Source organism: Pseudomonas silesiensis (assembly GCF_001661075.1).
Classification (GTDB): Bacteria; Pseudomonadota; Gammaproteobacteria; order Pseudomonadales; family Pseudomonadaceae; genus Aquipseudomonas; species Aquipseudomonas silesiensis.
This window is the reverse complement of the sequence record NZ_CP014870.1, coordinates 1,740,538-1,764,204: the sequence shown is the minus strand read 5'-3', so window position 1 is coordinate 1,764,204 and position 23,667 is coordinate 1,740,538. Positions and strand designations below refer to the sequence as shown.

22 protein-coding genes are annotated in these 23,667 nt (G+C 58.2%); 17 read left to right on the top strand and 5 right to left on the bottom strand.

What is annotated here, in order from left to right; translation table 11 throughout:
- The first annotated feature begins 128 nt into the window (after positions 1–128).
- On the top strand, positions 129–776 hold the full coding sequence (locus PMA3_RS08065; RefSeq protein WP_064676663.1) for a YceH family protein: 648 nt from the start codon (positions 129–131) through the stop codon (positions 774–776).
- A 211-nt stretch (positions 777–987) separates the two neighbouring features.
- On the opposite strand, the gene PMA3_RS08060 is transcribed toward PMA3_RS08065, so the two are convergent.
- On the bottom strand, positions 988–1,806 hold the full coding sequence (locus PMA3_RS08060; protein WP_064676662.1) for a shikimate 5-dehydrogenase: 819 nt from the start codon (positions 1,804–1,806) through the stop codon (positions 988–990).
- 242 nt (positions 1,807–2,048) lie between these two features.
- Between PMA3_RS08060 and PMA3_RS08055 the strand changes: the two genes are divergently transcribed.
- The 3 genes from PMA3_RS08055 (at position 2,049) to PMA3_RS08045 (ending at position 3,118) form a co-directional block, all read left to right on the top strand.
- Entirely contained in the window at positions 2,049–2,417 is a 369-nt protein-coding gene (locus PMA3_RS08055) for a hypothetical protein (RefSeq protein WP_064676661.1), read from the top strand.
- Between the two features lie 223 nt (positions 2,418–2,640).
- Positions 2,641–2,835, top strand: a complete 195-nt coding sequence (locus PMA3_RS08050) for a hypothetical protein (protein ID WP_003179723.1) — start codon at positions 2,641–2,643, stop codon at positions 2,833–2,835.
- A 100-nt stretch (positions 2,836–2,935) separates the two neighbouring features.
- Positions 2,936–3,118, top strand: coding sequence for a hypothetical protein (locus PMA3_RS08045; protein ID WP_064676660.1), 183 nt, complete (start codon positions 2,936–2,938; stop codon positions 3,116–3,118).
- On the opposite strand, the gene PMA3_RS08040 is transcribed toward PMA3_RS08045, so the two are convergent.
- Complete coding sequence (locus PMA3_RS08040; protein WP_064676659.1) at positions 3,115–4,176, bottom strand: AI-2E family transporter; 1,062 nt, start codon at positions 4,174–4,176, stop codon at positions 3,115–3,117. The genes PMA3_RS08045 and PMA3_RS08040 overlap by 4 nt on opposite strands.
- 176 nt (positions 4,177–4,352) lie before the next feature.
- On the opposite strand from PMA3_RS08040, the gene trhP reads away from it, so the two are divergent.
- Complete coding sequence (gene trhP, locus PMA3_RS08035) at positions 4,353–5,678, top strand: prephenate-dependent tRNA uridine(34) hydroxylase TrhP (RefSeq protein ID WP_064676658.1); 1,326 nt, start codon at positions 4,353–4,355, stop codon at positions 5,676–5,678.
- Between the two features lie 30 nt (positions 5,679–5,708).
- On the opposite strand, the gene PMA3_RS08030 is transcribed toward trhP, so the two are convergent.
- Positions 5,709–6,572: a LysR substrate-binding domain-containing protein gene (locus PMA3_RS08030; RefSeq protein ID WP_064676657.1), complete on the bottom strand. Its 864-nt coding sequence runs from the start codon at positions 6,570–6,572 to the stop codon at positions 5,709–5,711.
- Positions 6,573–6,668: 96 nt separating this feature from the next.
- On the opposite strand from PMA3_RS08030, the gene PMA3_RS08025 reads away from it, so the two are divergent.
- Positions 6,669–7,580: a DMT family transporter gene (locus PMA3_RS08025; RefSeq protein WP_064676656.1), complete on the top strand. Its 912-nt coding sequence runs from the start codon at positions 6,669–6,671 to the stop codon at positions 7,578–7,580.
- Between the two features lie 174 nt (positions 7,581–7,754).
- Here PMA3_RS08025 and PMA3_RS08020 read toward each other — a convergent pair whose 3' ends face one another.
- Complete coding sequence (locus tag PMA3_RS08020; protein WP_064676655.1) at positions 7,755–7,985, bottom strand: hypothetical protein; 231 nt, start codon at positions 7,983–7,985, stop codon at positions 7,755–7,757.
- A gap of 369 nt (positions 7,986–8,354) precedes the next feature.
- On the opposite strand from PMA3_RS08020, the gene PMA3_RS08015 reads away from it, so the two are divergent.
- The 9 genes from PMA3_RS08015 (at position 8,355) to PMA3_RS07985 (ending at position 20,606) form a co-directional block, all read left to right on the top strand.
- Complete coding sequence (locus PMA3_RS08015; RefSeq protein ID WP_064676654.1) at positions 8,355–10,916, top strand: type VI secretion system Vgr family protein; 2,562 nt, start codon at positions 8,355–8,357, stop codon at positions 10,914–10,916.
- The gene (locus PMA3_RS08010; RefSeq protein WP_064676653.1) at positions 10,913–12,946 is read left to right on the top strand and encodes a T6SS effector phospholipase Tle3 domain-containing protein; all 2,034 of its coding nucleotides are present in this window, start codon (positions 10,913–10,915) and stop codon (positions 12,944–12,946) included. The genes PMA3_RS08015 and PMA3_RS08010 overlap by 4 nt, the downstream gene beginning before the upstream one ends.
- A complete protein-coding gene (locus PMA3_RS08005; RefSeq protein WP_064676652.1) occupies positions 12,943–14,613 on the top strand; it encodes a type VI lipase adapter Tla3 domain-containing protein in 1,671 nt (556 codons plus the stop codon). The genes PMA3_RS08010 and PMA3_RS08005 overlap by 4 nt, the downstream gene beginning before the upstream one ends.
- A 2-nt stretch (positions 14,614–14,615) precedes the next feature.
- Positions 14,616–14,885, top strand: a complete 270-nt coding sequence (locus PMA3_RS30555) for a PAAR domain-containing protein (protein ID WP_082930273.1) — start codon at positions 14,616–14,618, stop codon at positions 14,883–14,885.
- Between the two features lie 62 nt (positions 14,886–14,947).
- Positions 14,948–16,606, top strand: coding sequence for a type VI lipase adapter Tla3 domain-containing protein (locus PMA3_RS08000; protein WP_420848658.1), 1,659 nt, complete (start codon positions 14,948–14,950; stop codon positions 16,604–16,606).
- 2 nt (positions 16,607–16,608) lie between these two features.
- Positions 16,609–16,878 carry a PAAR domain-containing protein gene (locus PMA3_RS30550; RefSeq protein ID WP_082930272.1) on the top strand — a complete coding sequence of 90 codons (270 nt, stop codon included), beginning with the start codon at positions 16,609–16,611 and terminating at the stop codon, positions 16,876–16,878.
- Between the two features lie 173 nt (positions 16,879–17,051).
- Complete coding sequence (gene ampC / locus PMA3_RS07995) at positions 17,052–18,206, top strand: class C beta-lactamase (protein WP_064680634.1); 1,155 nt, start codon at positions 17,052–17,054, stop codon at positions 18,204–18,206.
- 167 nt (positions 18,207–18,373) lie between these two features.
- On the top strand, positions 18,374–19,147 hold the full coding sequence (locus PMA3_RS07990) for an ABC transporter substrate-binding protein (protein WP_064676651.1): 774 nt from the start codon (positions 18,374–18,376) through the stop codon (positions 19,145–19,147).
- A 25-nt stretch (positions 19,148–19,172) separates the two neighbouring features.
- Entirely contained in the window at positions 19,173–20,606 is a 1,434-nt protein-coding gene (locus tag PMA3_RS07985) for an N-acyl-D-amino-acid deacylase family protein (RefSeq protein ID WP_064676650.1), read from the top strand.
- 83 nt (positions 20,607–20,689) lie between these two features.
- On the opposite strand, the gene PMA3_RS07980 is transcribed toward PMA3_RS07985, so the two are convergent.
- Complete coding sequence (locus PMA3_RS07980) at positions 20,690–21,049, bottom strand: DUF6124 family protein (protein ID WP_064676649.1); 360 nt, start codon at positions 21,047–21,049, stop codon at positions 20,690–20,692.
- Between the two features lie 518 nt (positions 21,050–21,567).
- Here PMA3_RS07980 and PMA3_RS07970 point away from each other — a divergent pair.
- On the top strand, positions 21,568–22,935 hold the full coding sequence (locus tag PMA3_RS07970; protein ID WP_064676647.1) for an AAA family ATPase: 1,368 nt from the start codon (positions 21,568–21,570) through the stop codon (positions 22,933–22,935).
- A complete protein-coding gene (locus PMA3_RS07965; protein ID WP_064676646.1) occupies positions 22,928–23,563 on the top strand; it encodes an HNH endonuclease family protein in 636 nt (211 codons plus the stop codon). Before PMA3_RS07970 ends, PMA3_RS07965 begins: the two co-directional genes overlap by 8 nt.
- Positions 23,564–23,667 lie beyond the last annotated feature (104 nt).

Below are 23,667 nucleotides of genomic sequence, written 5' to 3'. Positions count from 1 at the left end.
TGTTGTGACAGGAGGTAAATGTGGGCCGATTATAGCCATGCGCGACGCTCCTGCGACTTGTCTTTTATCCAGCAAGGATTACGCTAGGCGCCTTCGACTGCATGCTTCGACTGCATAGGGAAAGCGCGATGAGCACTGAGCAAGAAACCACTATCGACGAGCCGCGCCTCAGCAGCACGGAAATCCGCATTCTGGGTTCGCTGATCGAGAAACAGGCCACCAGCCCGGAAACCTATCCGCTGACCCTCAATGCCCTGGTGATCGCCTGCAACCAGAAAACCAGCCGCGAACCGGTGATGAACCTTACCCAGGGCCAGGTCGGCCAGAGCCTGCGCGCCCTTGAAGGCCGCGGTTTTACCCGGCTGGTGATGGGCAGCCGGGCCGATCGCTGGGAGCACCGGGTCGACAAGGCGCTGGAACTGGTGCCGGCCCAGGTCATCCTGAGCGGCTTGCTGTTTTTGCGCGGCCCGCAAACGGTCAATGAACTGCTGACCCGCAGCGGCCGCATGCATGAATTCGAAGACACCGAGCAGGTGGTGCATCAGCTGGAACGGTTGATCGCCCGCGGTCTGGCGCTGTTGATTCCGCGCCAGGCGGGGCAGCGTGAAGATCGCTACATGCATGCGCTGGGGGATCCGGCGGATATCGAGGTGATTCTGGCGGCGCGGAGCAATCCGGTGGAGCGTGGTGCTGCCGGCGGTGTGTCTGTCGAGCGAATCGAAGAGCTGGAGGCACGGATCGCCGCACTCGAAGAGCGTCTGGCACGCCTCGAGTAGCCTGAGAACGAAGATCAAATTGTGGGTGCGAAGCCGGCTCGGCAAAGCGGTCTGTCAGTCACATCGACGTTGAATGTGCCGCCCTCTTCGCGGGCAAGCCCGCTCCCACAGGGTTATGCGTCGATGACTGAAGGTATGGACGACGCTGATCCCTGTGGGAGCGGGCTTGCTCGCGATGAGGCCGGCACAGCCAACGAGATGAATTGAAGGCTCAGCTGCGGGCAAACTCCACCGCTTTCTGAAACTGCTCAACCGTCGGCCGCACACCGGTGTAAAGCACAAACTGCTCCAGCGCCTGGATCGCAATCACCTCCAGCCCGGTGATCACCCGCTTGCCTTCAGCGCGAGCGCGCACGATCAGCGGTGTTTCCGAAGGAATCGCCACCACATCGAAGACCGTCTCGGCGGCGGCAATGGCGTCAGCGTCGAACGCCAGTTGATCGGCTTCCGGCCCGCCGGTCATGCCGATCGGCGTGACATTGATCAGCATTTGCGGACGCTGCGCGCCGAGTTCAGCCTGCCATTCAAAGCCCAGCGACTCGGCCAGGGTACGTCCGGCGCGTTCGTTACGGGCGACGATCAGACCCTTCGTGTAGCCGCCATCACGCAAGGCGCTGGCCACGGCCTTGGCCATGCCACCGCTGCCGCGCAGGGCGAAGGTCGACGCCGTGGGCACCTGGTGGGTTTCCAGCAACTGGGCGATGGCGATGTAGTCGGTGTTGTAGGCCTTGAGATGACCATTGCTGTTGACGATGGTGTTGATCGATTGAATGGCCGCGGCCGATGCGTCCAGCTCATCGACCAGCTCGATGCAGGCCTCCTTGAACGGCATCGACACGCCGCAGCCACGAATCCCCAGGGCGCGAATGCCCGCGATGGCACCGGGCAGGTCCTGACTGCTAAAGGCCTTGTAATAAAAATTCAGGCCCAGTTGTTCGTACAGATGATTGTGAAATCGCAAGCCAAAGTTTCCAGGGCGCCCTGAGAGGGACATGCACAGCTGGGTGTCTTTGTTGGGGTTCATCTGCATGTGAATCTCCTTCGATGGCACTATCGGATGGACGGGATTAGCCATTCCACCCGGTCTGATCGATCATATTCGCGTACCTGCCGGTGACAGCGCACGACGGTAAAAAGCCGTACAGACCTTACACAAAATTTACCCAAAAGCTGTGCTGATTTACAAAAAAACGCTGTCTTAGAAGTATCCCCGCGACAATCCCTGGGTCTATCGCAGAGCCAGGCGCCGGGTCGAAGAGCCGAGGAATTATCATGATCCGTAAAATCCCCATAGTGGCCTTGCTGATCGGTGCTTTTGCTATCACAGGGCAGGCAGAGGCAGGCGGCGGCCACGGCCACGGTTGGCAGGGTCCGGCGGTATTCGGTGCGATCGTCGGCTCGGCCATCGTCGGTTCGGCCATCATCAACAGCAACCGGCCGGTTTATGTGCAGCAGCCGGTTTACGTGCAGCCGCAACCGGTGTACGTGCAACAACCGCCTCCGGTTTATTACCAGCCGGCACCGGTCTACATTCAGCAACCGGTCTACTATGCCCCGCCACCGGTTTACTACGGCCCGCCCCGTGGTTACTACCCACCGCGCGGCTACTACGGCCCTCCCCATGGTTATGGCCGCTGGTAATGCAGGAACGAGCTTGCTCCTACAGGCCTTTTTCGTGGCCGTTTGTCGGTACAGGTCTGGATAAATCGCCTCAAGGTCGCTGTCGGGACAGTGTTTGCGGTGCAAGTTGGCAAGATTGACTCGCCACCCTTCCCCCCGCTTGGGGAAAACGGTCATATTCATGTCAGGTTCACACGCTGAATCTGTCCAAAAACAACAGGTTGATAATAACAAGGACGACCTCATGCCCACGCAAAACCCGCACCGCATCGTCGGCTTGTGCACTTCCAGCAAGGTGTACAACGCACTGACCGAACTCAAGCACCTGGAAGGCCATCGCAGCGCCAAGTTCCTCTCGCTGCTGGCGGAAAACCTGGTGCGCAAAGGCCTGCTCAACGAGCAGGAAGTGGTCCATATGCTGGATCTGGTGGTCGACTGAAGCCAAGACTCATTGGCGTCAATGACCACTATCGAAAGCGTTGATTGTCCGTTCCGCCATCGGGTCCGTAAGGTAACTCCACAGATTGATGGAGGTACTTATGTCACAGGTTCAGATCATGTCCGTTATCGGCAGCGCCGTTCCCGCACCGCTCAGAGCGCTTGGCTTGCTCGCCTGCTGGTACCTGGTGCAGGACGGCGAAGCGATCAGTGGCCCACTGACCTCGTTGCCGGACGCCCTGGCACTGTCGCAACGCATCGGCCAGGGGCAACTCAGCGCTTAAGGCAACTGCACCCGCGGCTTGGTTTCGATGAAGATGCCCCAGCTCGACATGAACAGCGCGGCGATCAGCGGCCCGATGACAAAGCCATTCAAGCCGAAGATCGCCAGGCCGCCAAGGGTCGAGATCAGAATCAGGTAATCCGGCATCTTCGTGTCCTTGCCCACCAGAATGGGGCGCAGCACGTTATCCACCAGGCCGATCACAAAAATCCCGAACAACACCAGCACCACACCCTTCCAGATCGCTCCGGCAAACAGGAAAAACGCCGCCACCGGCGCCCAGACGATCCCCGCCCCCACCGCCGGCAACAGCGATAGAAACGCCATCAGCACCGCCCACAGCAATGCGCTCGGAATACCCAGGAACCAGAAAATCAAACCACCCAGTGCACCCTGCGTAATTGCCACCAGCAGGTTGCCTTTGACTGTCGCCCGCACCACGCGGTTGAACTTGAGTTGCAAACGCCGTTTCTGGTGCTCCTGCAGCGGTACGGCAGAACGAACTTTACGTGCCAGTTCGGCGCCGTCGCGCAAAAAAAAGAACAGCAGGTAGAGCATGATGAAAAAGCTCACCAGAAAATCGAACGTGCCCTGACCGAAACTGAAGGCCTGGGTGGCGATAAACTCATTGCCTGTCACCGCACTCTTGATGATTTTCTCTCGCAGACCGTCCAATTCACCGACCCCGAACCGATCGAGCAAGTGCTGGAAGTACGGCGGCAGGCTGTGTTTGAAATGTGTCACATACCCGGCGATATCCAGTTCGCCACTTTCTATTCTCTGGTAAACCGAGGCCCCTTCCTGGACCAGCAGAAAGCCAAGGATGATCACCGGCAGAATCGCGATCACCAGGCAGATGCCCAAGGTGAGCAGCGACGTCAGGTTGCGTTGCCAGCCGAACTTCGCTTGCAGGCGGCGCTGCAGGGGGGCGAAGAGGATGCCGAGGATCACAGCCCAGAACACCGCACCGTAGAACGGCAGCAAAATCCAGATGAACGCGGCGGTGACCAGTCCCAACAGGATCACCAGTGACTTGTTTTGCAGTTTCTCTTCGTTCATGTCCGATCCATGTCAGTCCGCAAGGGTGCCTGCTCTTACACTCAAGAGCCATCCTGATGCTTAGTCCGCCACGGTTCGCGCGAGTGCCATCCGTTTGTTCATCAAGCATAGATCCAGATCAATGAAACCCGCGGGCAAGCCGATTACCCTCGTCGACTTTTGCGATCGACACCTCAATGAACCTTGTACCCCCTGAACTGCTCGCCCCCGCCGGCACCCTGAAAAACATGCGGTATGCCTTCGCCTACGGCGCCGACGCGGTGTACGCCGGCCAGCCGCGCTACAGCCTGCGGGTGCGCAACAACGAATTCGATCACGCCAACCTGGCCCTCGGCATTCGCGAGGCCCAGGCCCAGGGCAAGCGCTTTTATGTGGTGGTGAACATCGCCCCGCACAACGCCAAGCTGAAAACCTTTCTCACGGATCTGCAACCGGTGATCGCCATGGCGCCGGACGCGCTGATCATGTCCGATCCGGGTCTGATCATGCTGGTACGCCGACATTTCCCGCAGATGCCGATCCATCTGTCGGTGCAGGCCAATACGGTGAACTGGGCGAGTGTCGAGTTCTGGCAGCAACAAGGCTTGAGCCGGATCATCCTGTCCCGGGAACTATCCTTGGAAGAAATCGCCGAAATCCGCGAGCAGGTCCCGGCCATGGAGCTGGAGGTGTTTGTCCATGGCGCGCTGTGCATGGCCTACTCCGGCCGTTGCCTGCTGTCCGGCTACATGAACAGGCGCGACGCCAATCAGGGCAGTTGCACCAATGCCTGTCGCTGGAAATATTCGGCACAGCCGGCCACGGAAAATCAACTTGGCGAGATCGTCCAGAGCTTCCAGCCTGAACCGACCCTGGGCATCGGCGCCCCGACCGATCAGGTGTTCCTGCTGCAGGAAGCCAATCGACCGGACGAACTGATGCCGGCCTTCGAGGACGAGCACGGCACCTACATCATGAACGCCAAGGACTTGCGCGCCGTGCAGCATGTCGAGCGCCTGACCCGGATGGGCGTGCATTCGCTGAAAATCGAAGGCCGGACCAAATCCCATTTCTATTGCGCGCGGACCACCCAGGTGTATCGCCGGGCCATCGACGATGCGGTGGCCGGTCGCGCATTCGACCGCAGCCTGATGACGGATCTGGAATCCCTCGCGCAACGCGGCTACACCGAAGGTTTTTTGCGACGGCATGTGCATGACGAATATCAGAACTACCAGCACGGCAGTTCGGTGTCGGAACGGCAACAGTTTGTCGGCGAATTGACCGGCGAGCGGCGCGACCGGCTGGCCGAAGTCAAGGTGAAGAACCGGTTCGGCCTGGGTGATCACATGGAACTGATGACGCCCAAGGGCAACTTCCACTTCGATCTGCATCAGCTGCAGAACATCAGGGGCGAACCGATCGACGTGGCGCCGGGGGATGGGCATACGGTGTATGTGCCGATTCCGGATGCGGTGGAGTTGCGGTTCGGGTTATTGATGCGGGATGTGAGTACGATGTAATCATCAAAACGCACACATCCCTGTGGGAGGTCAAGCGAACTCCTCGCGCAACATCGCCACAAACGCCTCTCGCGCCGGGTGAACCCCGGCGTTTTCATGCCAGTAGAACAGGTTGTCGATGGCGGTCAGGTCGGGGAATTCATAGCCCGCGCAGCCGGCCCCCTTGGCGAATTGGTCGAAAACCCCTTTCGGCACCAGCGCCACACCGGCCCCGGCGCTGACGCAGCCGACGATCGCGCCGTAACTGGCCAGGCTGACAATCGGCAACGCCTGCCCCTGGCGCAACAACCAATGCTCCAGCGCCGCCCGATAGGGGCAGCCCTGTGGCCACATGAACACGGTCTTGTCTTGCAAATCGGCGATATCACGCACCGGCCCCAGGGACGTCGAGGCAATCAGCAGCAGCTCCTCGCGGTACATCGGCGTGCGCTTGAGTTGCGAGCGTTCGACATCCACCGCGACTATGGCGCCGTCGAGCCGGTGGTTGAAAGTGTCATCGAGCAGCTGGCTCCAGGGGCCCGTGGTCAGTTCCAGCGCCACCTTGGGGAACCGCTTGTGGAACTTGGCCAGCAAGCGCGGCAAGCGCCCCGTGGCCGAGGACTCGATGGCGCCGATGCGCAAGGGACCGGACGGCTCCGCGGCGGGATCGAGCGCCCGCTTGGCCTCAGCCGCGAGGGCAAGCATCTTCGCGGCGTAGGCGAGAAAGGTCTGCCCCGCCGGGCTGATTCGCAACCCCCTGCCCTCGCGCAGGAACAGCGCAACCCCCAGCTCCGCCTCCAGCGCCTTGATCCGTGCCGTGATATTCGACGGCACGCAATGCAACAACTCGGCGGCGCGGGCAATGCTGCCGACGTCGGCGACGGTCTTGAACATACGAATCTGCGCCAGCTCCATACATCACCCAAAGTGAACAATTAACGCAGTATAAGTCAGTTGTGGTGAACGGTTCGAATTCCGATACTCGGTGCACAGGCCCACAGGTATCCGACCATGCAAGCGTTCACCGCCGTCTCCCCCTCCCCCATCAAGATCGTGCTGGCGATGGCGTTCGTCGTCGCTTGCTGGGGCTATTCCCCGACCGGGATTCATATCGGTTTGCAAGCCTATGATCCGGGCCATCTGGCGTTGCTGCGGTTTCTGCTGGCCTCGGTATTCATGGGCGTCGTCGCCCTGATCCGCGGTATCCGCCTGCCGAGCCTTGGCGATCTGCCGCTGCTGCTGGCCCTGGGTTTCTTTGCGGTCAGCCTGCACCACGTGGCGTTGAATTTCGGCCAGCAGGGTGTCAGCGCCGGAGCGTCCAGTGTGCTGGCGCAATCAACGCCCCTGTTCAGCACGCTGCTGGCGCGCTTCGTGTTCAAGGACCGGGTGACGGCCTGGCGCTGGGGCTGTGTTGTCCTGGGTTTACTTGGCGTGGTGATAGTGGTGGCTGGCGATCACGGACTGGGCGGCATAAACGGCCACGGCGGGCTGATTCTGCTGGCGGCGCTGTCCTGGAGCTTTTACTTTGCGCTGCAGAAACAGCATGCCCGGCGCTACGACGGGTTGACCCTGGTGTGTTACACGGTTTGGTTCGGGACGCTGTTGCTGTTGGTTTATCTACCGGGTCTGGCAAGCAAGGTGGCCGCAGCGCCGGTCGATGTGCAAATGGCGGTGATCGGACTGGGCGTGTTTCCGAGCGCCCTGGCGTACCTGGCCTGGGCGTATGTGCTGGCGCATGTGGATTTGAGCCGGGCGACGATGACGCTGTACCTGATTCCACCCACTGCCATGGGGATTGCTTCTTTTGCGTTGGCAGAGCAGCCCACGTTGATGGTGTTCATGGGGTCGGCGATTGTGCTGATCAGTGTGCTGGCGTTGAATCTGGAGCGGCGGGTGGTGGTGATTCAGGGGGCGCGTATCTGATCGTTTATTGGCGGTGATGCGTCTGGCGCCTTCGCTGGCAAGCCAGCTCCCACAGGATTTGTGTCGAGCACACCATTTGGATCAACCCGAAACTTGTGATGGCTTGCCAGCGATGAACGATGACGCGGTGAAACTGCCGGAAACAAAAAACCCGGCACACTGGCCGGGTTCTGTTTATCGCCTGTCATCGGAAAGCGGAGTAGGCTCATCCGCCGGTGGCACGTCCTCATCCGCTGTCGGGTCCATCCAGTCTTCCGGTCGATCAGCGTCCGCGCCGGTTGGGTCCCGGGTCGGGTCCATGCCGGGCGGTGCATCCTGATCCATGTTTGTCTCATCGGTACCGGGCATGGGCCTGGTGGGGTCGGTATTGGGTGTTCCACCCTGGAACGTTGATTCGTTAGCCATGACGCACCTCACAGGTGAGGTCCAGCAAATCTGGGCCGTACTGGTTGGAAACAACGCCGTGAACGAGGTGCTATCGGGTAGACGGACGGTGATCCGCGATCCGCCGGAAGCCGGTCGCGGCTACTTTCGCGAGCAGGCTCCCACCGTTGACTTGCGTCACCCGGAACGCTGTGTTTGCTGCCTATCCCCTGTGTGCGACGGCTCGCGGCAGCGATGTATCAATCGCCCTCGCTGCTCAGTTTGTTAAAAAAGGAAGCGTCCTACATACAAGCTATTTCATAAGCGTCTTAATTCCCGTGTTTGTATTTCGCCGTGAGCTCAACGTGCACCACTCATGGATCGACACCGGTTGCTTATGCCGTAGGACACTTGTTAATGGAACTAACAACACTATTTGCGCCACAGAACCGGCGCTTGATCACACTGACTACCCCAGCCAGGGGTGAGCATGAACTGCTACTGGAGCGATTTTCCGGGACTGAAGGATTGTCGACCCTGTTCAGTTTCGAGTTGTCGCTGATCAGTCAGGATGCGCAGCTGGAACTCAAGTCGCTGATAGGACAACCCGCGTTGCTGGCCATTGAACTGGCGACCGGTGGGGCCCGCTATATTCATGGCTACATCAGCCGTTTCAGCCTGCAAGGCAGTGACGGTGGGCTGGCGCGTTATAGCGCGACATTAAGTCCCTGGCTGTGGATGTTGTCGCGACGCTATGACTCACGGATATTCCAAGAGCAAACCATCGAAGACATCATTCGCACGGTGTTTGCCCACTCTGAGGCGCTGCCCAGTTTCGAGTTCCGTCTGGACCAGGCGCTCAAGACCCACAGCTACATCACGCAGTACCGCGAAAGCGATCTGGATTTCGTCTTGCGCCTGCTGGAAGGTGAAGGACTGTTCTTCTACTTCGATCACTCGAAGGAAGGTCATCAACTGATCATCACCGACCATTCCCGCAACCTCGAGCCGTTACCGCAGCAACCGAAGATCCGCTACCACAGCGCTTCGGTCACCGAGACAGCCGATGCCATCACGCAATGGAGCAGCAACCGGGTCTTGCAGTCCGGGCGTATGGCCATCCAGACATTCGACTACAGGCAACCGCGAAATCCACTGCCGGTCAGCATGCCCAGCATCAACGTCCAGGGCGAGGTCCCGCCTTACGAAATCTACGACTTTCCCGGCCATTACAGCCACGCGGTTCCCGCGGATGGCGAGACGCTGGTGCGTCATCGACTGGAGGCCATGGAAGTACAGGGCAAGACGTTTCGGGGCAGCAGCAACTGTCGCGCCATGCTGCCGGGTTACACCTTCGAGTTGACCCAGCACTTCGATCATGACCGTGACCCTATTGCAGATCGCCATTTCCTGTTGCTGAGCGTCGAACACCTAGGCAGTAACAACTACCTGTCGAATCAGCCGGCGGGCTACAATAATAGCTTCGTGTGCGTGCGCCATAAAATTCCGTATCGCCCTGCGATCAGCACTCCTCGCCCGACGATTTCGGGGCCGCTCACCGCCATCGTGGTGGGTCCTGAAGGAGAGGAAGTTTTCACTGATGCGCTGGCGCGGGTACAAGTACGCTTTCACTGGCAGCGCGGGCAAGATCCTGCACCCGGCACCACCTGGCTAAGGGTTGCCATGCCCAGTGCGGGCGCCGGTTTCGGTCATCAGTTTTTGCCGCGCATCGGCCAGGAAGTCCTGGTGACTTTCCTCGGCGGCGATATCGACCGTCCCCTGGTCACTTCGGTGCTCTATAACGCTGACCATTTACCGCCGCGCTTCAGTAACGCCACGGGTTTACCGGGCAATCGAACGCTCTCGGGCATCCAGACCCGGGAACACAAGGGTAACGGCTTCAACGAGTTACTCTTCGACGATACTCCCGGCGCATTGCGCGCCCGCCTGGGCACGACCCATCACGCCACCGCGCTCAATCTGGGCAAACTCACCACGCCCAGAACCGATGGACAAGCCCGGCCCCGTGGCAATGGCGCCGAACTGCGCACCGACGCGGCCATCGCGCTTCGAGCGGCCCAAGGCATGTTATTGACCACCTATGCCCGTCATGGCGCGCAGGGTTCGCAGTTGGACCGCGAAGAATTGCTCAAGCTGCTGAGCGAGTGCGGCGAACTGTTCCAGTCGCTCGGCCAGACCGCCGCCGCCCGTGGTAGCCAACGGGTCGACAGCCAAGGCATCGACACGCTGCGCCAGTCGTTGACTCAATGGCCTGCACCCGAGAGCAACAGTTCGGGCGACCCGCTGCTCGCCATGACGGCCGAGGCTGGCATCGCCAGCGCAACACCGCGATCACAAGTGCACTACGCCGGTGAGAACCACGACACAACGGCTCAGGACCACCTGCAATTGACCAGCGGTGCGGCCATGCGATTGAACGCGGGCCAGGGGATTTCGGCGTTTGCGCAAGATGAAGGCATCAGCGCCATCGCCAATCGGGGCAAGGTGCTCGTGCAAGCCCAGGAGAATGACATTGCGCTCAATGCGCAAAAGAACCTGCACCTGTCGGCCACCGAAGGTGAAGTCGTCGTCACCGCCCCCACCATTCGTTTGGTGGCCGACGACGGCAGCTACATCAAGATTGGTGGCGGCATCGAGATTGGCACCCAGGACAAGGTCATGGTGCATGCCAGCGACCATGACTGGGTCGGGCCGAAAACCGACAGCGTTTCCATCCCTTCCTTCAGCCGTGATCCAGCGGCGCAACGCCTGGCCTTTCACTATCCGGGACACGCCGATGATAGCCCCCGAATGGCAGCAGACCACGCGTATCAGATCGAGCTGGGAGATGGCAGCGTGGTGCAGGGGCTTACGGATGCAACAGGTTTGACGCAGAGGGTGGAGCGAGAGGTGATGCATCAGGGCCGGGTTAATGCCGAGCGAAAAAACGGCCCGGAGGGAGAGAATCAATGAGCGAGTCGAGCTTTCACACCGTGGCACAGAGCATCTTCCGCTTGATTCCGAACTGCACCACCGAGCGCAAGCTGGAAGTCCCAGGCGACCTGCCTGGAGTGGTGATTTTCCTGCATGGCGTTAATGATCCGGGGGCGGCGTATGAGTCGGTGGAGACGGGGTTGTGTCAGGGGGTGAATGAGCGGTTGGATCGGCCGGATCTTAGGGCTGGGCGGTATGGGGCCAAGTACAATCAGGCTAACAGTACGCCTAGGGAAGCGTGGAAAGATCAGGAAAGGCAACTACTCGACGATCCCGATACCTACCTTTATCAACGCGATTCGGATTCCTCTGAAGTCCGCAGTCTGTTCATCCCTTTTTACTGGGGTTACAGGGCCGAACCCGGCGAGATAATGCGCGATGAAAATGGCGATCCAGCCAGGCTGCGAGATCAATTTCAAGACAAATTTGGCAATCGCCTTGATCGTCATTTCGCCAAAGGCGGCGGTTTTTTTGCCAACGCCACCAACAACCTGCTGGAGATGTACGAAGAGGGCTTTGCCAAATGGGTGCGCCATCTGGTCCAACCCACGATGCCTAACCCCCTGTACATGGGTAAGGGACCGAACCGGCGTTATTTCGTGCTGGCCGCGACCCGGTTGGCGATGCTGGTCAGTGAGATCCGCCGCGTCTCACCTGATGAAACCATCACCATCATGGGGCACAGCCAGGGCACGCTGATCACCTTGCTCGCTCAAGCTATGCTGGTGGATCGGGGCGAGCGCTGCGCCGACTGCGTAATCATGGTGGCCTCGCCCTATTCGGTGCTGCCAGGTACGACGCCGAAAGATTCCAAGACGCTGCAAGTGCTAATTAACCTTGTGCAGCAGATCACCCAATCACCCCATGCGCAACCGCCCCTGAGCGCCGCGCGTTGTGGCGTACCGGGATATGGCGGTCGTACCGGCCCGCGATGGTCACCTGAACAGGGGCAACGTTTGGGGCCTGAGGGGAAAACCGTGGTATTTCCCGAGCGCGACAATCGCGGCAAGGTTTATCTGTACTTCTGCCCGGACGACACCACCGTAGCGCTGGATGATGTGCAAGGCATCGGGACATACGGTGTACCGGATGTGCTGCGCAATGGCGAGCCGGCCATGACCGCGTTGCAATCCATGCGTTTCTATCAACGCCTGTGGACCAAGCGCCAGCGCGACGGCGAGCCCGTGCTCGTTGGCAAGGTTCCGCAACCGGACTTCACCCGAGTCAAGGGGGAACCCCGCTATCCCGGTGGCTGGTCAGCGGCAGCGATGGCTTCGCAAGCACCGATCCGCCAAGGCGAGGCACGCAACATCAATGCCGAACAACTGCACCCGCCTCATGCGCCACAGATGTTCGGCGGCGAAGCCGTGACCGGTTCAACTCACAAATCAGGAAAGGACCGCGCCGACGCGGTCTCGCAAAACGCCGCTTTGGGCAACCCCAGCGCGACCTTCAAATGGGTATTTGTGCAGAACCTTTCCGATCGAATCGACGTGGAAGTCGTACGCGCCCGCTGGAACCAGGGCAAAGAACCGGACGACCAGACCCACGCTTTCCGCCGCACAGCAGTGTCCGGTATTGCGTTGCTCGAAACCAAAGATCACTACCGCTACGAACGCGAGGAAACGCCCAACGAAATCCGTGCCCGCATGGACGTCGACCCTGATGAGTTGAGTGAAAACAGCTATCACTCCGCGGTATTGCGCAGTCCGGAAAACCATCGTTGGGTGACGGCGATGGATATTGCGATTGGGCAGGCGAAGTGTCTGGATGATCCGGTGATGCGTGAGGTGTTGGTGGCGATTGCGGATTGGAAAATGGACAAAAAAAGATACTTCTATGAGGTTGAAAAGATGAAGGGATGGTCGCGCCTGACTGCGCAGACACGGACGTTGGTGAAGGCCTGCTATTTGTATTACCAAGAAGGCACATTCCCTTCCACCGATCTGGTGTCGTTGACGCCGCCGAACCTGATCTCCGGCAACCTGGAAATAGGAACAGGCCAATGAGGGATCGTCAACAGAACAAGTCACAGCGACCTAACCTGAAAGGCTACCTCTGGGGAATAACGATACTGATAGCCGTTTTGTTGGGTTTTTTGCTGTTCGTCATTTACATAACGCCAGCTGAAGATCTGAAACCAAAGGAAATGGGTACTTTTATGCGCTGGGGAGTCGTGAGTGTTTTGAGTGGCTTGGTATTGGCCTACAGCGGGCATTGGTTTGCCAAGCAGGTAGTCTATGAAAAGGAACAACTCTCAGCCTACAGAACTATAGTCACCGCTGACTCAGCCGAGCAAACTGCCACGCGTGAGCGCACCTATTCGGTGGAAATACGGGGAGTAGGGCTGGCAGTGGATGATTGGCATCAATCTTCGATATGGCGAGAAATCAAAAAAACAAACAACAATTTTACATCTATATATTCGCAAGATCCCAAGGATTACGACGCCTCAGTGACCTCGCGAGGCATTACCTACGATATTAATGTTCGAGTTGCATTCACAAATTCGGCCAGCGACTCGGTCGCCTATTGGCCGATCCCGGTGTTCGCGATTGCACCGCCAAAACAGCCTGAAGATACGGGGGCCGCCGCAAACATTCTGGACGGACGCAACGCCGCCACCTTGGGAGTCACACTGTTCCTGTGGCAAGACGCGGACAACACCACCCATGCCCAAAGCATGGTTGAACGATTATTCCAATTCTTCGATGACAATCCCATGGTGCCGCAGGCATTGATCGTGAGCGAGGACGGTGACATCACTCGAAATGGCTATCGAGTAGCGGGCACACCAGGGTTGCAGTCCGTTCAGGTCGTACCGACGGTGTACACCAGCGTGACTGGCCTGCTGGTCACGCGTTCAGATCGTGTAGACCGTTATATCCGTCCGTTTGCCACCAAGGAATCCGAAGACAACCAAAACAAGAATACCGACATGGGTAAGTTGTGGGCTTTTTATTGGAAGCATTCACCGCTGTTCAGACATGTATATGAAGACGCCAAACGTGCCGAAGGAATCAAGAATCCGACTGGTCCCGGCACCATGTCCTCCACCTACTGGCAATCCCAACTCCCCACCCTCTGGCAAACCCTGAGCAACCGAGGCCCGGGCCACTTCGAACCCTCCCCATGGCTCCCGGTTCGCTGGGCCAACCATCAAGTCCAGGAGTTCGACAGGGCACCGATCCTGGGTTACTTGCACCGCCCGATCAAAGTCCCGATGCACGACGAAAACCGCAAATTGCTCAAGCCTGCACTCCAGGCCAAGGCCTTGCAAGCGGGCTGGCAACAAGCTTTGGAAACCTTGCCTGACGGTGACAAACCAGTGCGCGTGTTCTACGACAGCACTGACAACATCAATGGCGAAATCGCCCTCACCCACGCGCTGCACGGCCTCAACACCGACGGCACCGGCATCGAATTGGGCAATGTCGACGAGGGCTACGACATCGGTCGGCGCCTGGGCAATACCGGCGTCAGTGGCGCACTGGTCGAAATCAACCTCGCCACGATTGCCAGCTACCTGGAGGGTGGTGTCAGCGCAGTGGTGTACTCCGGCAAGGATGGCAGCACCACGGTACAAATGATCCGCCCGCCTGACGAAGCCCGCAAAGCGAAAAACCAGCAGACCCATGGCATCGATCCCTTCCGATTTCGCATGCCGGGGCGATAACCATGACCCATCCCATCTGCCTGGGCGATTCCACCAGCAGCGGCGGCACGGTCGTGTCCTGCCAACTTTCGGGTACGCACCGTATTAACGGAAAAATCCCTGCAGTGTTGGGCGACAAGGCGACCTGCCCATTGCACTTGGGCGAATTCGCCTTCGTCGAGGGGCATCCGCGTCGGCGCATGAATGGCATACCCGTGGTCCTGCACGGTCATCGATTAGCTTGTGGTTGTCATGGAGTGTCGAGTCATGCGCCGAATGTGCGGGTAGGTTGATGCGGGCTGTTTTTGGCTTTCAAAGGGGACCGCGTTGCCCCGGTGGTTAATCAGCCGCGGCGGTGGCCTCGCGAGCACCGATCCAGAAAGGCCTGGAGCGCAACATCAACGCCGAACAACCGCACCCGCCTTATGCGCTGCAGATGTTGGTCATTTACATAACACCCGCTGAAGATTTGAAACCAAAGGAAATGGGTACTGTTATGCGCTGGGGAATCGCGAGTATTTTTGGGGCGTTGGTGCTGACCTACAGCGGCCACTGGTTTGCCAAGGCGGTAGCGTATGAAAAGGCAGAACTTGCGGAGTACAAAACGAAAGTCATCGCTGACGTAAACGAGCAAATTACCACCCGTGAGCGTACCTATGCGCTGGAAATACGAGGTGTAGGGCTTGCCATTGATGATTGGCATCAATCTTCAATTTGGCGAGAAATAAATAATAAAAATAGCAATTTCACCTCGATCTATTCGCAGAACCCTAAGGACTACGACGCTTCATTGAGCTACCGAGAGATCACCCGGAGTATCAATATACGCGTTGCATTCAAGCATTCGGCCAGCGATTCAGTGGCCTACTGGCCAATACCGGTGTTTGCGATTGCGCCTCCCAAGCAACCTGAAGATGCGGGTGCGCCAAATACTATTCTCAGTGGTCGCAATGCCGCGACTCTGGGTGTCACCCTGTTCCTTTGGCAATACGCAGACAACACCACTCACGCGCAGAACATGATTGAGCGCCTGTTTCAGTTTTTTGATGACAATCCAAAAGTGCCGCAGGCATTGATCGTAAGTCGCGATGGTGACGTCACTCGAAACGGCTATCGCAGGGCCGGCACTCCAGGTCTTCAGAATGTCCACGCCGTACCAACGATATTCGAAAGTATGACGGGGCTGCTGGTTACCCGTTCCGATCGCGTTGACAGCTATATCCGTCCGTTCGCCACCAATATCTCGGAAGACAACCAAAACACAAACACCGATATGGGCAAATTATGGGCGTTATACTGGAGTCGTGACGATGCATTTCTAAATTGGTATAAAGAGGGTGAGCGTGCCAAAGGTAAGAACGGTTATGTTCGTCCCATCACCACCATGTCCTCCACCTACTGGCAATCCCAACTCCCAACCCTCTGGCAAACCCTGAGCAACCGAGGCCCCGGCCACTTCGAACCGTCCCCATGGCTCCCGGTACGCTGGGCCAATCATCAAGTCCAGGAATTCGACAGGGCGCCCATTCTGGGCTATCTGCACCGCCCTATCAAAGTCCCGATGCATGACGAAAGCGGCAAGCTGCTTAACCCCGCGTTACAGGCAAAAGCCCTTCAAGCAGGCTGGCAACAAGCCTTGGAAACCCTGCCCGAAGGCGACAAACCAGTGCGCGTATTCTACGACAGCACTGATAACATCAATGGCGAAATCGCCCTGACGAACGCGCTGCACAGCCTCAACACCGACGGCACCGGCATCGAGTTGGGCAATGTCGACGAGGGCTACGACATCGGTCGGCGCCTGGGCAATACCGGCGTCAGTGGCGCCCTGGTCGAAATCAACCTCGCCACGATTGCCAGCTACCTGGAGGGCGGTGTCAGCGCAGTGGTGTACTCCGGCAAGGATGGCAGCACCACGGTACAAATGATCCGCCCGCCCGATGAAGCCCGCAAAGCGAAAAACCAGCAGACCCACGGCATCGACCCCTTCCGATTTCGCATGCCGGCGCGATAACCATGACCCATCCCATCTGTCTGGGCGATTCCACCAGCAGCGGTGGCACGGTCGTGTCCTGCCAACTGTCGGGTACGCACCGTATTAACGGAAAAATCCCTGCAGTGTTGGGCGACAAGGCGACCTGCCCATTGCACTTGGGCGAATTCGCCTTCGTCGAGGGGCATCCGCGTCGGCGCATGAATGGCATCCCCGTGGTACTGCACGGTCATCGATTGGCCTGTGGTTGTCATGGAGTGTCGAGACATGCGCTGAATGTTCGGGTCACCTGATACTCCGCATTTTCAGTCTATGCGAGCCCGCGTTCGATGAACCGACCTGCAACCTATCGCCGCGAGAGATCGATCGCTTGATGGCGATCATCGGGCGCCTGCGGCCCGGATTCAAAAACCGCTGGGAGAGAAGCGGTTAATATCTTTGGAAACTCATGGAAAGTGGCTCCGTCATGCCTGAATACAACCTGAAAAAATTCGCGTCCTACAGTGCTTTCGTACTTTTCCTCGGCGCCGGTCACTGCGCAGCTGACGACAATATCGAATCCATCGTCAACACCGCCATCGAACCGGTCATGCAGCAACATCAGATCCCCGGCGTCGCGGTCGCGATCACCGTCAACGGCCAGGCGCATTACTTTAACTACGGCGTGGCCTCGAAGGAAAACGGCAACGCCGTCACCGAAAACACCCTGTTCGAGATCGGTTCGGTGAGCAAGACCTTCACTGCCACCCTCGCCGCCTATGCCCAGGCGACAGGCAAACTGTCCCTGTCAGACAAGGCCAGCAACGTCCTGCCAGCGCTGCGCGGCAGTGCGTTCGATGACATCAGCGTATTGCAACTGGGCACCTACTCAGCCGGTGGACTGCCACTGCAATTCCCCGATGAGGCCGATTCGCCGGACAAGATGCTCGGCTATTTCAAACAGTGGAAACCGACCTACACCGCTGGCAGCCATCGGCAATATTCGAACCCAAGCCTGGGGCTGTTTGGCTATCTGGCGGCCGAAAGCATGGGCGCGCCGTTCGATGAGGTGATGGAAAAAACCCTGCTGCCGAAACTCGGGTTGAAGCACACCTTCCTCAAGGTACCGCAGGACCAGATGGGGCTTTATGCCCAGGGGTACGACAAGGGAAACAAGCCGGTGCGGGTCGGGCCCGGGGCGCTGGATTCGGAGGCGTATGGGGTGAAAACCAGCGCGGCGGACCTGCTTCGCTATGTTCAGGTAAACATGAACCCGGCAGGGCTTGAAGCACCGCTGCAACGGGCCATCGCCACCACGCACACGGGTTATTACAAAGTCGGTGACATGACCCAGGGATTGGGCTGGGAACTCTACGGCTATCCGGTCACGCTTGATCAGTTGCTCGACGGCAACTCGACGCAGATGACGATGGACGCTCACGAAGTCCAGTTGCTGAACCCGCTGCAACCTCTACCGGACGTTGTGCTGGTCAATAAAACCGGCTCAACGGGCGGCTTCGGTGCCTATGTCGCGTATGTGCCCTCGAAAGATATCGGCATCGTGATCCTGGCCAACAAAAACTATCCGAATGCTGAGCGGGTGAAAGTGGCGCATACAGTTTTGAGCGCACTTAGCCAGTAACCCCCCCCCCCGATCTGTGGCAGGCATCAAAATGGGCGACCCCTTGAGGTCGCCCATTTTCATTGGTGCGACGTTATTGACGATAATAGACAAATATGTCCACTATAGACAAATACATCCAATCGCTTCACTGACGACCTACCCCTTTGTGAATCAGGAGTTCAACAATGAAAAAAACACTGTGCCTGGGCCTCGCATTGGCAGTGTGTGTCACCAGTGCTCTGGCGGAAGACAAACCGCTGCGCATCGGCATCGAAGCCGCCTATCCACCGTTCGCCTTCAAGACCTCCGACGGCAGTATCGGCGGGTTCGACTACGACATCGGCAATGCTTTGTGCGCGCAAATGCAGACGAAATGCGTCTGGGTCGAACAGGAGTTCGATGGCCTGATCCCTTCGTTGAAGGTGCGCAAAATCGATGCGGTGATTTCCTCGATGCTAATCACCGAGGAGCGCAAGCGTTCGGTCATGTTCACCGACAAATACTATGCGAGCCCGGCAAGACTGGTGATGAAGGCCGGTACGTCAGTCGATGACGATTTCAACCAGCTCAAGGGCAAACGCATCGGTGTGCAGCGCGGCACCTCCCAGGATCGCTACGCCACCGACAAGCTGCAACCGCTGGGTACCGAGATTGTTCGCTACGGTTCCCAATCGGAAATCTACCTGGACATGCAGTCCGACCGACTCGACGGCACCATCGCCAATGCCGCTCCGCTGCAAGAGGGCTTCCTGAAGACGCCGCAGGGCCAGGGTTTCGCCTTCGTCGGGCCGGAGCTGCGCAACAAGGAGTACTTTGGTGAAGGCACCGGCATCGCGGTAAGCAAGGGCAACACTGAACTCGCACAACGGTTCAATACCGCGATCAAGGCCCTGCGCGCCGACGGGACCTACCAGCAGGTCGAGAAGAAATATTTCGATTACAACATCTATGGCGATTGAGCCCCGGCCAGCTGGAGCAACTTGCATGACAGTCATCGACACCCTGATCCGCAACGCCACACTGATCGATGGCACCGGCGCACCGCCCTTTGTCGGGGATGTCGCGGTGGTGGATGGCAGGATCCACGGGATTGGCAGCTTCCCTGAGCAGGACGCGCGCAACGTGATCGATGCGCGCGGCAAAATCCTCAGCCCGGGTTTCATCGACGTCCACACCCATGATGACCTGGCGCTACTCAAGCAGCCGGCCATGCTGCCGAAAATCAGCCAGGGCGTGACCACGGTGATCGTCGGCAACTGCGGCATCAGCGCGGCCGGCGTACGCCTTCGCGGTGAGCCACCGGACCCGATGAACCTCCTCGGCGAGGCCGCCGATTTCAAATACCCGAGTTTCTCGGCCTATGTAGCGGCCATCGAAGCGGTTCGACCGGCGGTGAATGTTGCGGCGCTGGTGGGTCATACCGCATTGCGCGCCAACCACATGCAGCAGTTCGATCGTCCGGCAACGACCCATGAGCTTGAGGCCATGCGTGAAGATCTCAAGGCGGCGCTGGAACAAGGCGCCTTGGGATTGAGCACAGGACTGGCCTACCGCAACGCATTGCAAGCCCCCACCACGGAAGTCGATTTCCTGGCGGCCATTTTGCAAGACGTCGGCGGGATCTACGTGAGTCATATTCGCTCCGAAGACGACGAAATCATCGAAGCCATAGACGAGGCCATCGACATTGGTCGTCATGCAGGCGTGCCCGTGATCATCTCGCACCTCAAATGCGCCGGGCGCGGGAACTGGGGGCGCAGCGAGGCGATCATCGGCCGGATCGACAATGCCCGGCAGCAGCATCCGGTGGGTTGTGATTGCTATCCCTATGCCGCCAGTTCGACCACCATCGATCCGCGCATCGTCGACGAAGGCTTCAGGATCCAGATCACCTGGTCTACGCCGCATCCGGAAATGGCCGGAAAAAACCTCAAGGACATTGCCGCGCTCTGGAACCTGTCACAAGTCGACGCCGCGCGCCGGCTGGAACCGGGGGGTGCGATTTATCACGAAATGGATGAAGCCGATGTGTCGCGCATCCTGGCTTACCCGCACACCATGATAGGCTCGGACGGCTTGCCCAACGACCCGCGTCCACATCCCAGACTGTGGGGTACTTTTCCTCGCGTGCTCGGCCATTACAGCCGTGATCAGGGTCTGTTCCCGCTGGAGGAAGCCGTGCGCAAAATGACCGGGCTGCCGGCTGAACGGTTCGGCCTGCGTGATCGCGGGCGGCTCGAGGTGGGGGCATGCGCCGACCTCGTGCTATTCGACGCCGGGGATATCCGCGATCGCGCCACGTTCGACCAACCGACGCTGCCACCGCAAGGCATTGAAGCGGTTTGGGTCAACGGGGTGTTGTCTTATATTCAGGGCCAAAGCACTGAGGCGCGCAGTGGGCAGTTCATTCGGCGCTGAGCATGCATGGGTGGCCTGGGTCCTGTGGTCAATAGAAATGGGCGCCCCTTGAGGTCGCCCATTTTCATTGGTGCGCCTGCTGACTAAACAGCCGGCGCGCCTTCGGGTGGATCGATATTGTCCAGTGCCCGGTTCACCAGTAGCTCGCCCACGACGGCCAACTGCTGAATCGACAGCGCCACGTTGCGGTTGGAGCTTTCCAGTTTGCAGGCCAGGTCCGTGACGAGGACGTTCAGCGACGCGAGGGTTTCGCAGGCGTGGCATAGCAGGGTTGCCGTGTCGACACCGGGGACGATGGTGAAGATGTGGCTGACCGGGTCGGCATGGTTGGGGTTACGCAGACGAGCGCTGATGGCGGGTTCGGTGATGCTGGAAAGTGGAACGGGGTCGAGGGGATCGGAATCGGATGAGGTTTCGGGAGGATTGGGACTAACTTTCTTCATAAGTGAAAAGCCTCGGTAATTTATGGAAACTGCCGAACTCACTTCCACGGGAGGGTGGCAGCTGTACGCAGGTGTGGAAGTCCGGGGAACCGAGAAGAAACCCAGTGCACTCAAGAGTGCTCCTGCGCACAGCCGCCATAAGCAACAATGTTGGCATAAAAAACGCCAACATGTGTTTACAGGCGCACATGCGATCTCGGTAATCACCGGACTTCCACATCCGACCACTGATTTTGCAGCGGCGGAACAAGGTTATCGGCACGGTTCCCAGAGCACCAGTTCACCAACACCGCCACGTTTTGCAGGAAATCTCCGAAGCAGGTGAAGGCTTTTGCCTACGCTCATTTTGCGGCGTACGTTACAAATATCTTTTTACTTATGATCGTTGTGATACAGCCGAAACCGCTGTATCTAATGGTCGTCCTCGGCTCCGAAACGGCAGCGGATCAATCCGTGGCCGGGAATGACATAATGCGCGCTAAAACCTGCAACCTGACTGACCGCCAAAGGGCGTTGTAATGGAAATCAACAGATTCAAGGTCACGGATGTCGGTCGATTCACCGAATTGGACATTCAATTGGCCCCCACGGCCAAACACCCCTCAAACGTGACGGTGCTGGTGGGGAATAACGGCGCCGGTAAAACCACCCTTTTGAAGTCACTGGCCACCTCGTTGAGCTGGTTGGTTGCCAGGATTCGTACCGAGAAAGGCAATGGCAATTATCTTGCGGAAGAGGACATTCGGAACGGCGCTTCGTCTGCATTAATTTTGATTGGCGTAGTAGACGAGTCACATGCACGCTCAAGTCGTTCCGATGCAAATCCTGAGGATGCTCTGTTTACGTGGGGCATTGCTCGCGGCAGACAAGGGCGAAAGGCTCATATTCATAGTTCCTTAGGCGATGTCAGTCTCCTTGCGGATCACTATCGCAACGAACTAACCGCAGATGATAAAGCTTCGCTCCCATTGATCGCCTACTATCCGGTTGAACGCTCGGTTCTGGAAATCCCCCTAAAAATCAGAACCAAACATACATTCGACCAACTGGACGGCTACGACAACTCATTGAATCGTGGCGTGGATTTCCGCCGTTTCTTTGAATGGTTTCGCGAACGCGAAGACAGCGAAAATGAAACCGGCGTATCCGATACCGCGCTGGCCGAGATTTCTGAAAAATTTGGCAACGACAGCGACATCTGGAAAACCCTTTTCCAGTTGAAGGCCTCATCCCGTGATCGTCAGCTGACGGCGGTTCGCTCTGCTATCGCAGCGTTCATGCCGGGTTTCAGCAACCTGCGGGTACAGCGTAAACCGCGCCTGCACATGGCCATCGACAAGGACGGCGTGACCCTCAATGTCTCCCAGCTCTCGCAGGGTGAAAAGTCGATGATGGCGTTAGTCGGCGACATCGCTCGCCGATTAGCGATGATGAACCAGCCTTTGGACAATCCACTAATGGGTGACGGCATCGTGCTGATTGACGAAGTCGATTTGCACCTGCACCCCAAATGGCAGCGCAGCTTGATTCGGCAGTTGACCGAGACCTTTCCCAATTGCCAATTTGTGCTGACAACCCATTCGCCGCTGGTCATCAGCGACGCAAAAGATGTGTTGGTGTACGTGCTGGATGACGGGGAACTACAGGAACGCAATGGCCTTTATGGGCTGGATGCCAATCAGGTTCTATTGGAAGTCATGGACACCGATATTCGCAACAGCGACGTGCAGCAACGATTGAATCGATTGCTGGAGCGATTGCAGGACGGTGATCTGGACGCCGCGAAGAAGCTTTTTTCCGAGCTTTCACTTGAGCTTCCAGAAGGTCACCTGGAGCTGGCGAAGGCTGCATTGTTGATCCGCAAGCTGGAGTTGCGCCGTGCGTAAGATCGATAAAGGCATGGAGCCGCAATCGCTGACTCGCTGGAAACGCTCCAACAACGCGCTACGTTACCGGGACCTACCTCGGGAAGAGAGCCGGTCCATTCGTTCATCGTGTATCTCGGAACAATACGGTTTATGTGCGTATTGCTGTCAGTCCATCACGATTGATGAAGCCCATAACGAACATCTTGAATCTCAGGATCGTGCACCGAATCGGACTTTGGATTTCTTCAACATCGTCGCCAGTTGCCAGCGCCCCAATCAATGCGGTCATGGTCGAGGTACACGGCTGTTGCCACTGACGCCGTTGATGGCTGAATGCGAAACCGAACTCAAGTTCTACTTGTCCGGTCTGGTAACCGGTTGTACTGAACGGGCTAGGGTTTCAATCGAGGCATTGAATCTGGGTCATACCGAAGAAAGCAATCGAGGCCTTGTCGGTGCACGCAAACAGTTGGTCGATGCGCTGATTTATAGCCATAGCGTGCATCCCGAAGATTTGCAGTTTGAAGATGAACTGCTCCTGGGTTTGCTCCTGGAGGATCTGAAAACACCGGATGCAGCGCAATGTCTGCAGCCTTTTTCACCTGTCCTGGTCAACGTAATCAGCAATTTTCTGGCCCAACCGTAGGAGCGGCGTTGCGACGATTCGATTTGCCCGCGAAGGCAATTGAACCTTCAACATCGATGCTGACTGATACGCCGCTTTCGCGGGCAGGCTCGCTCCCACAGGGA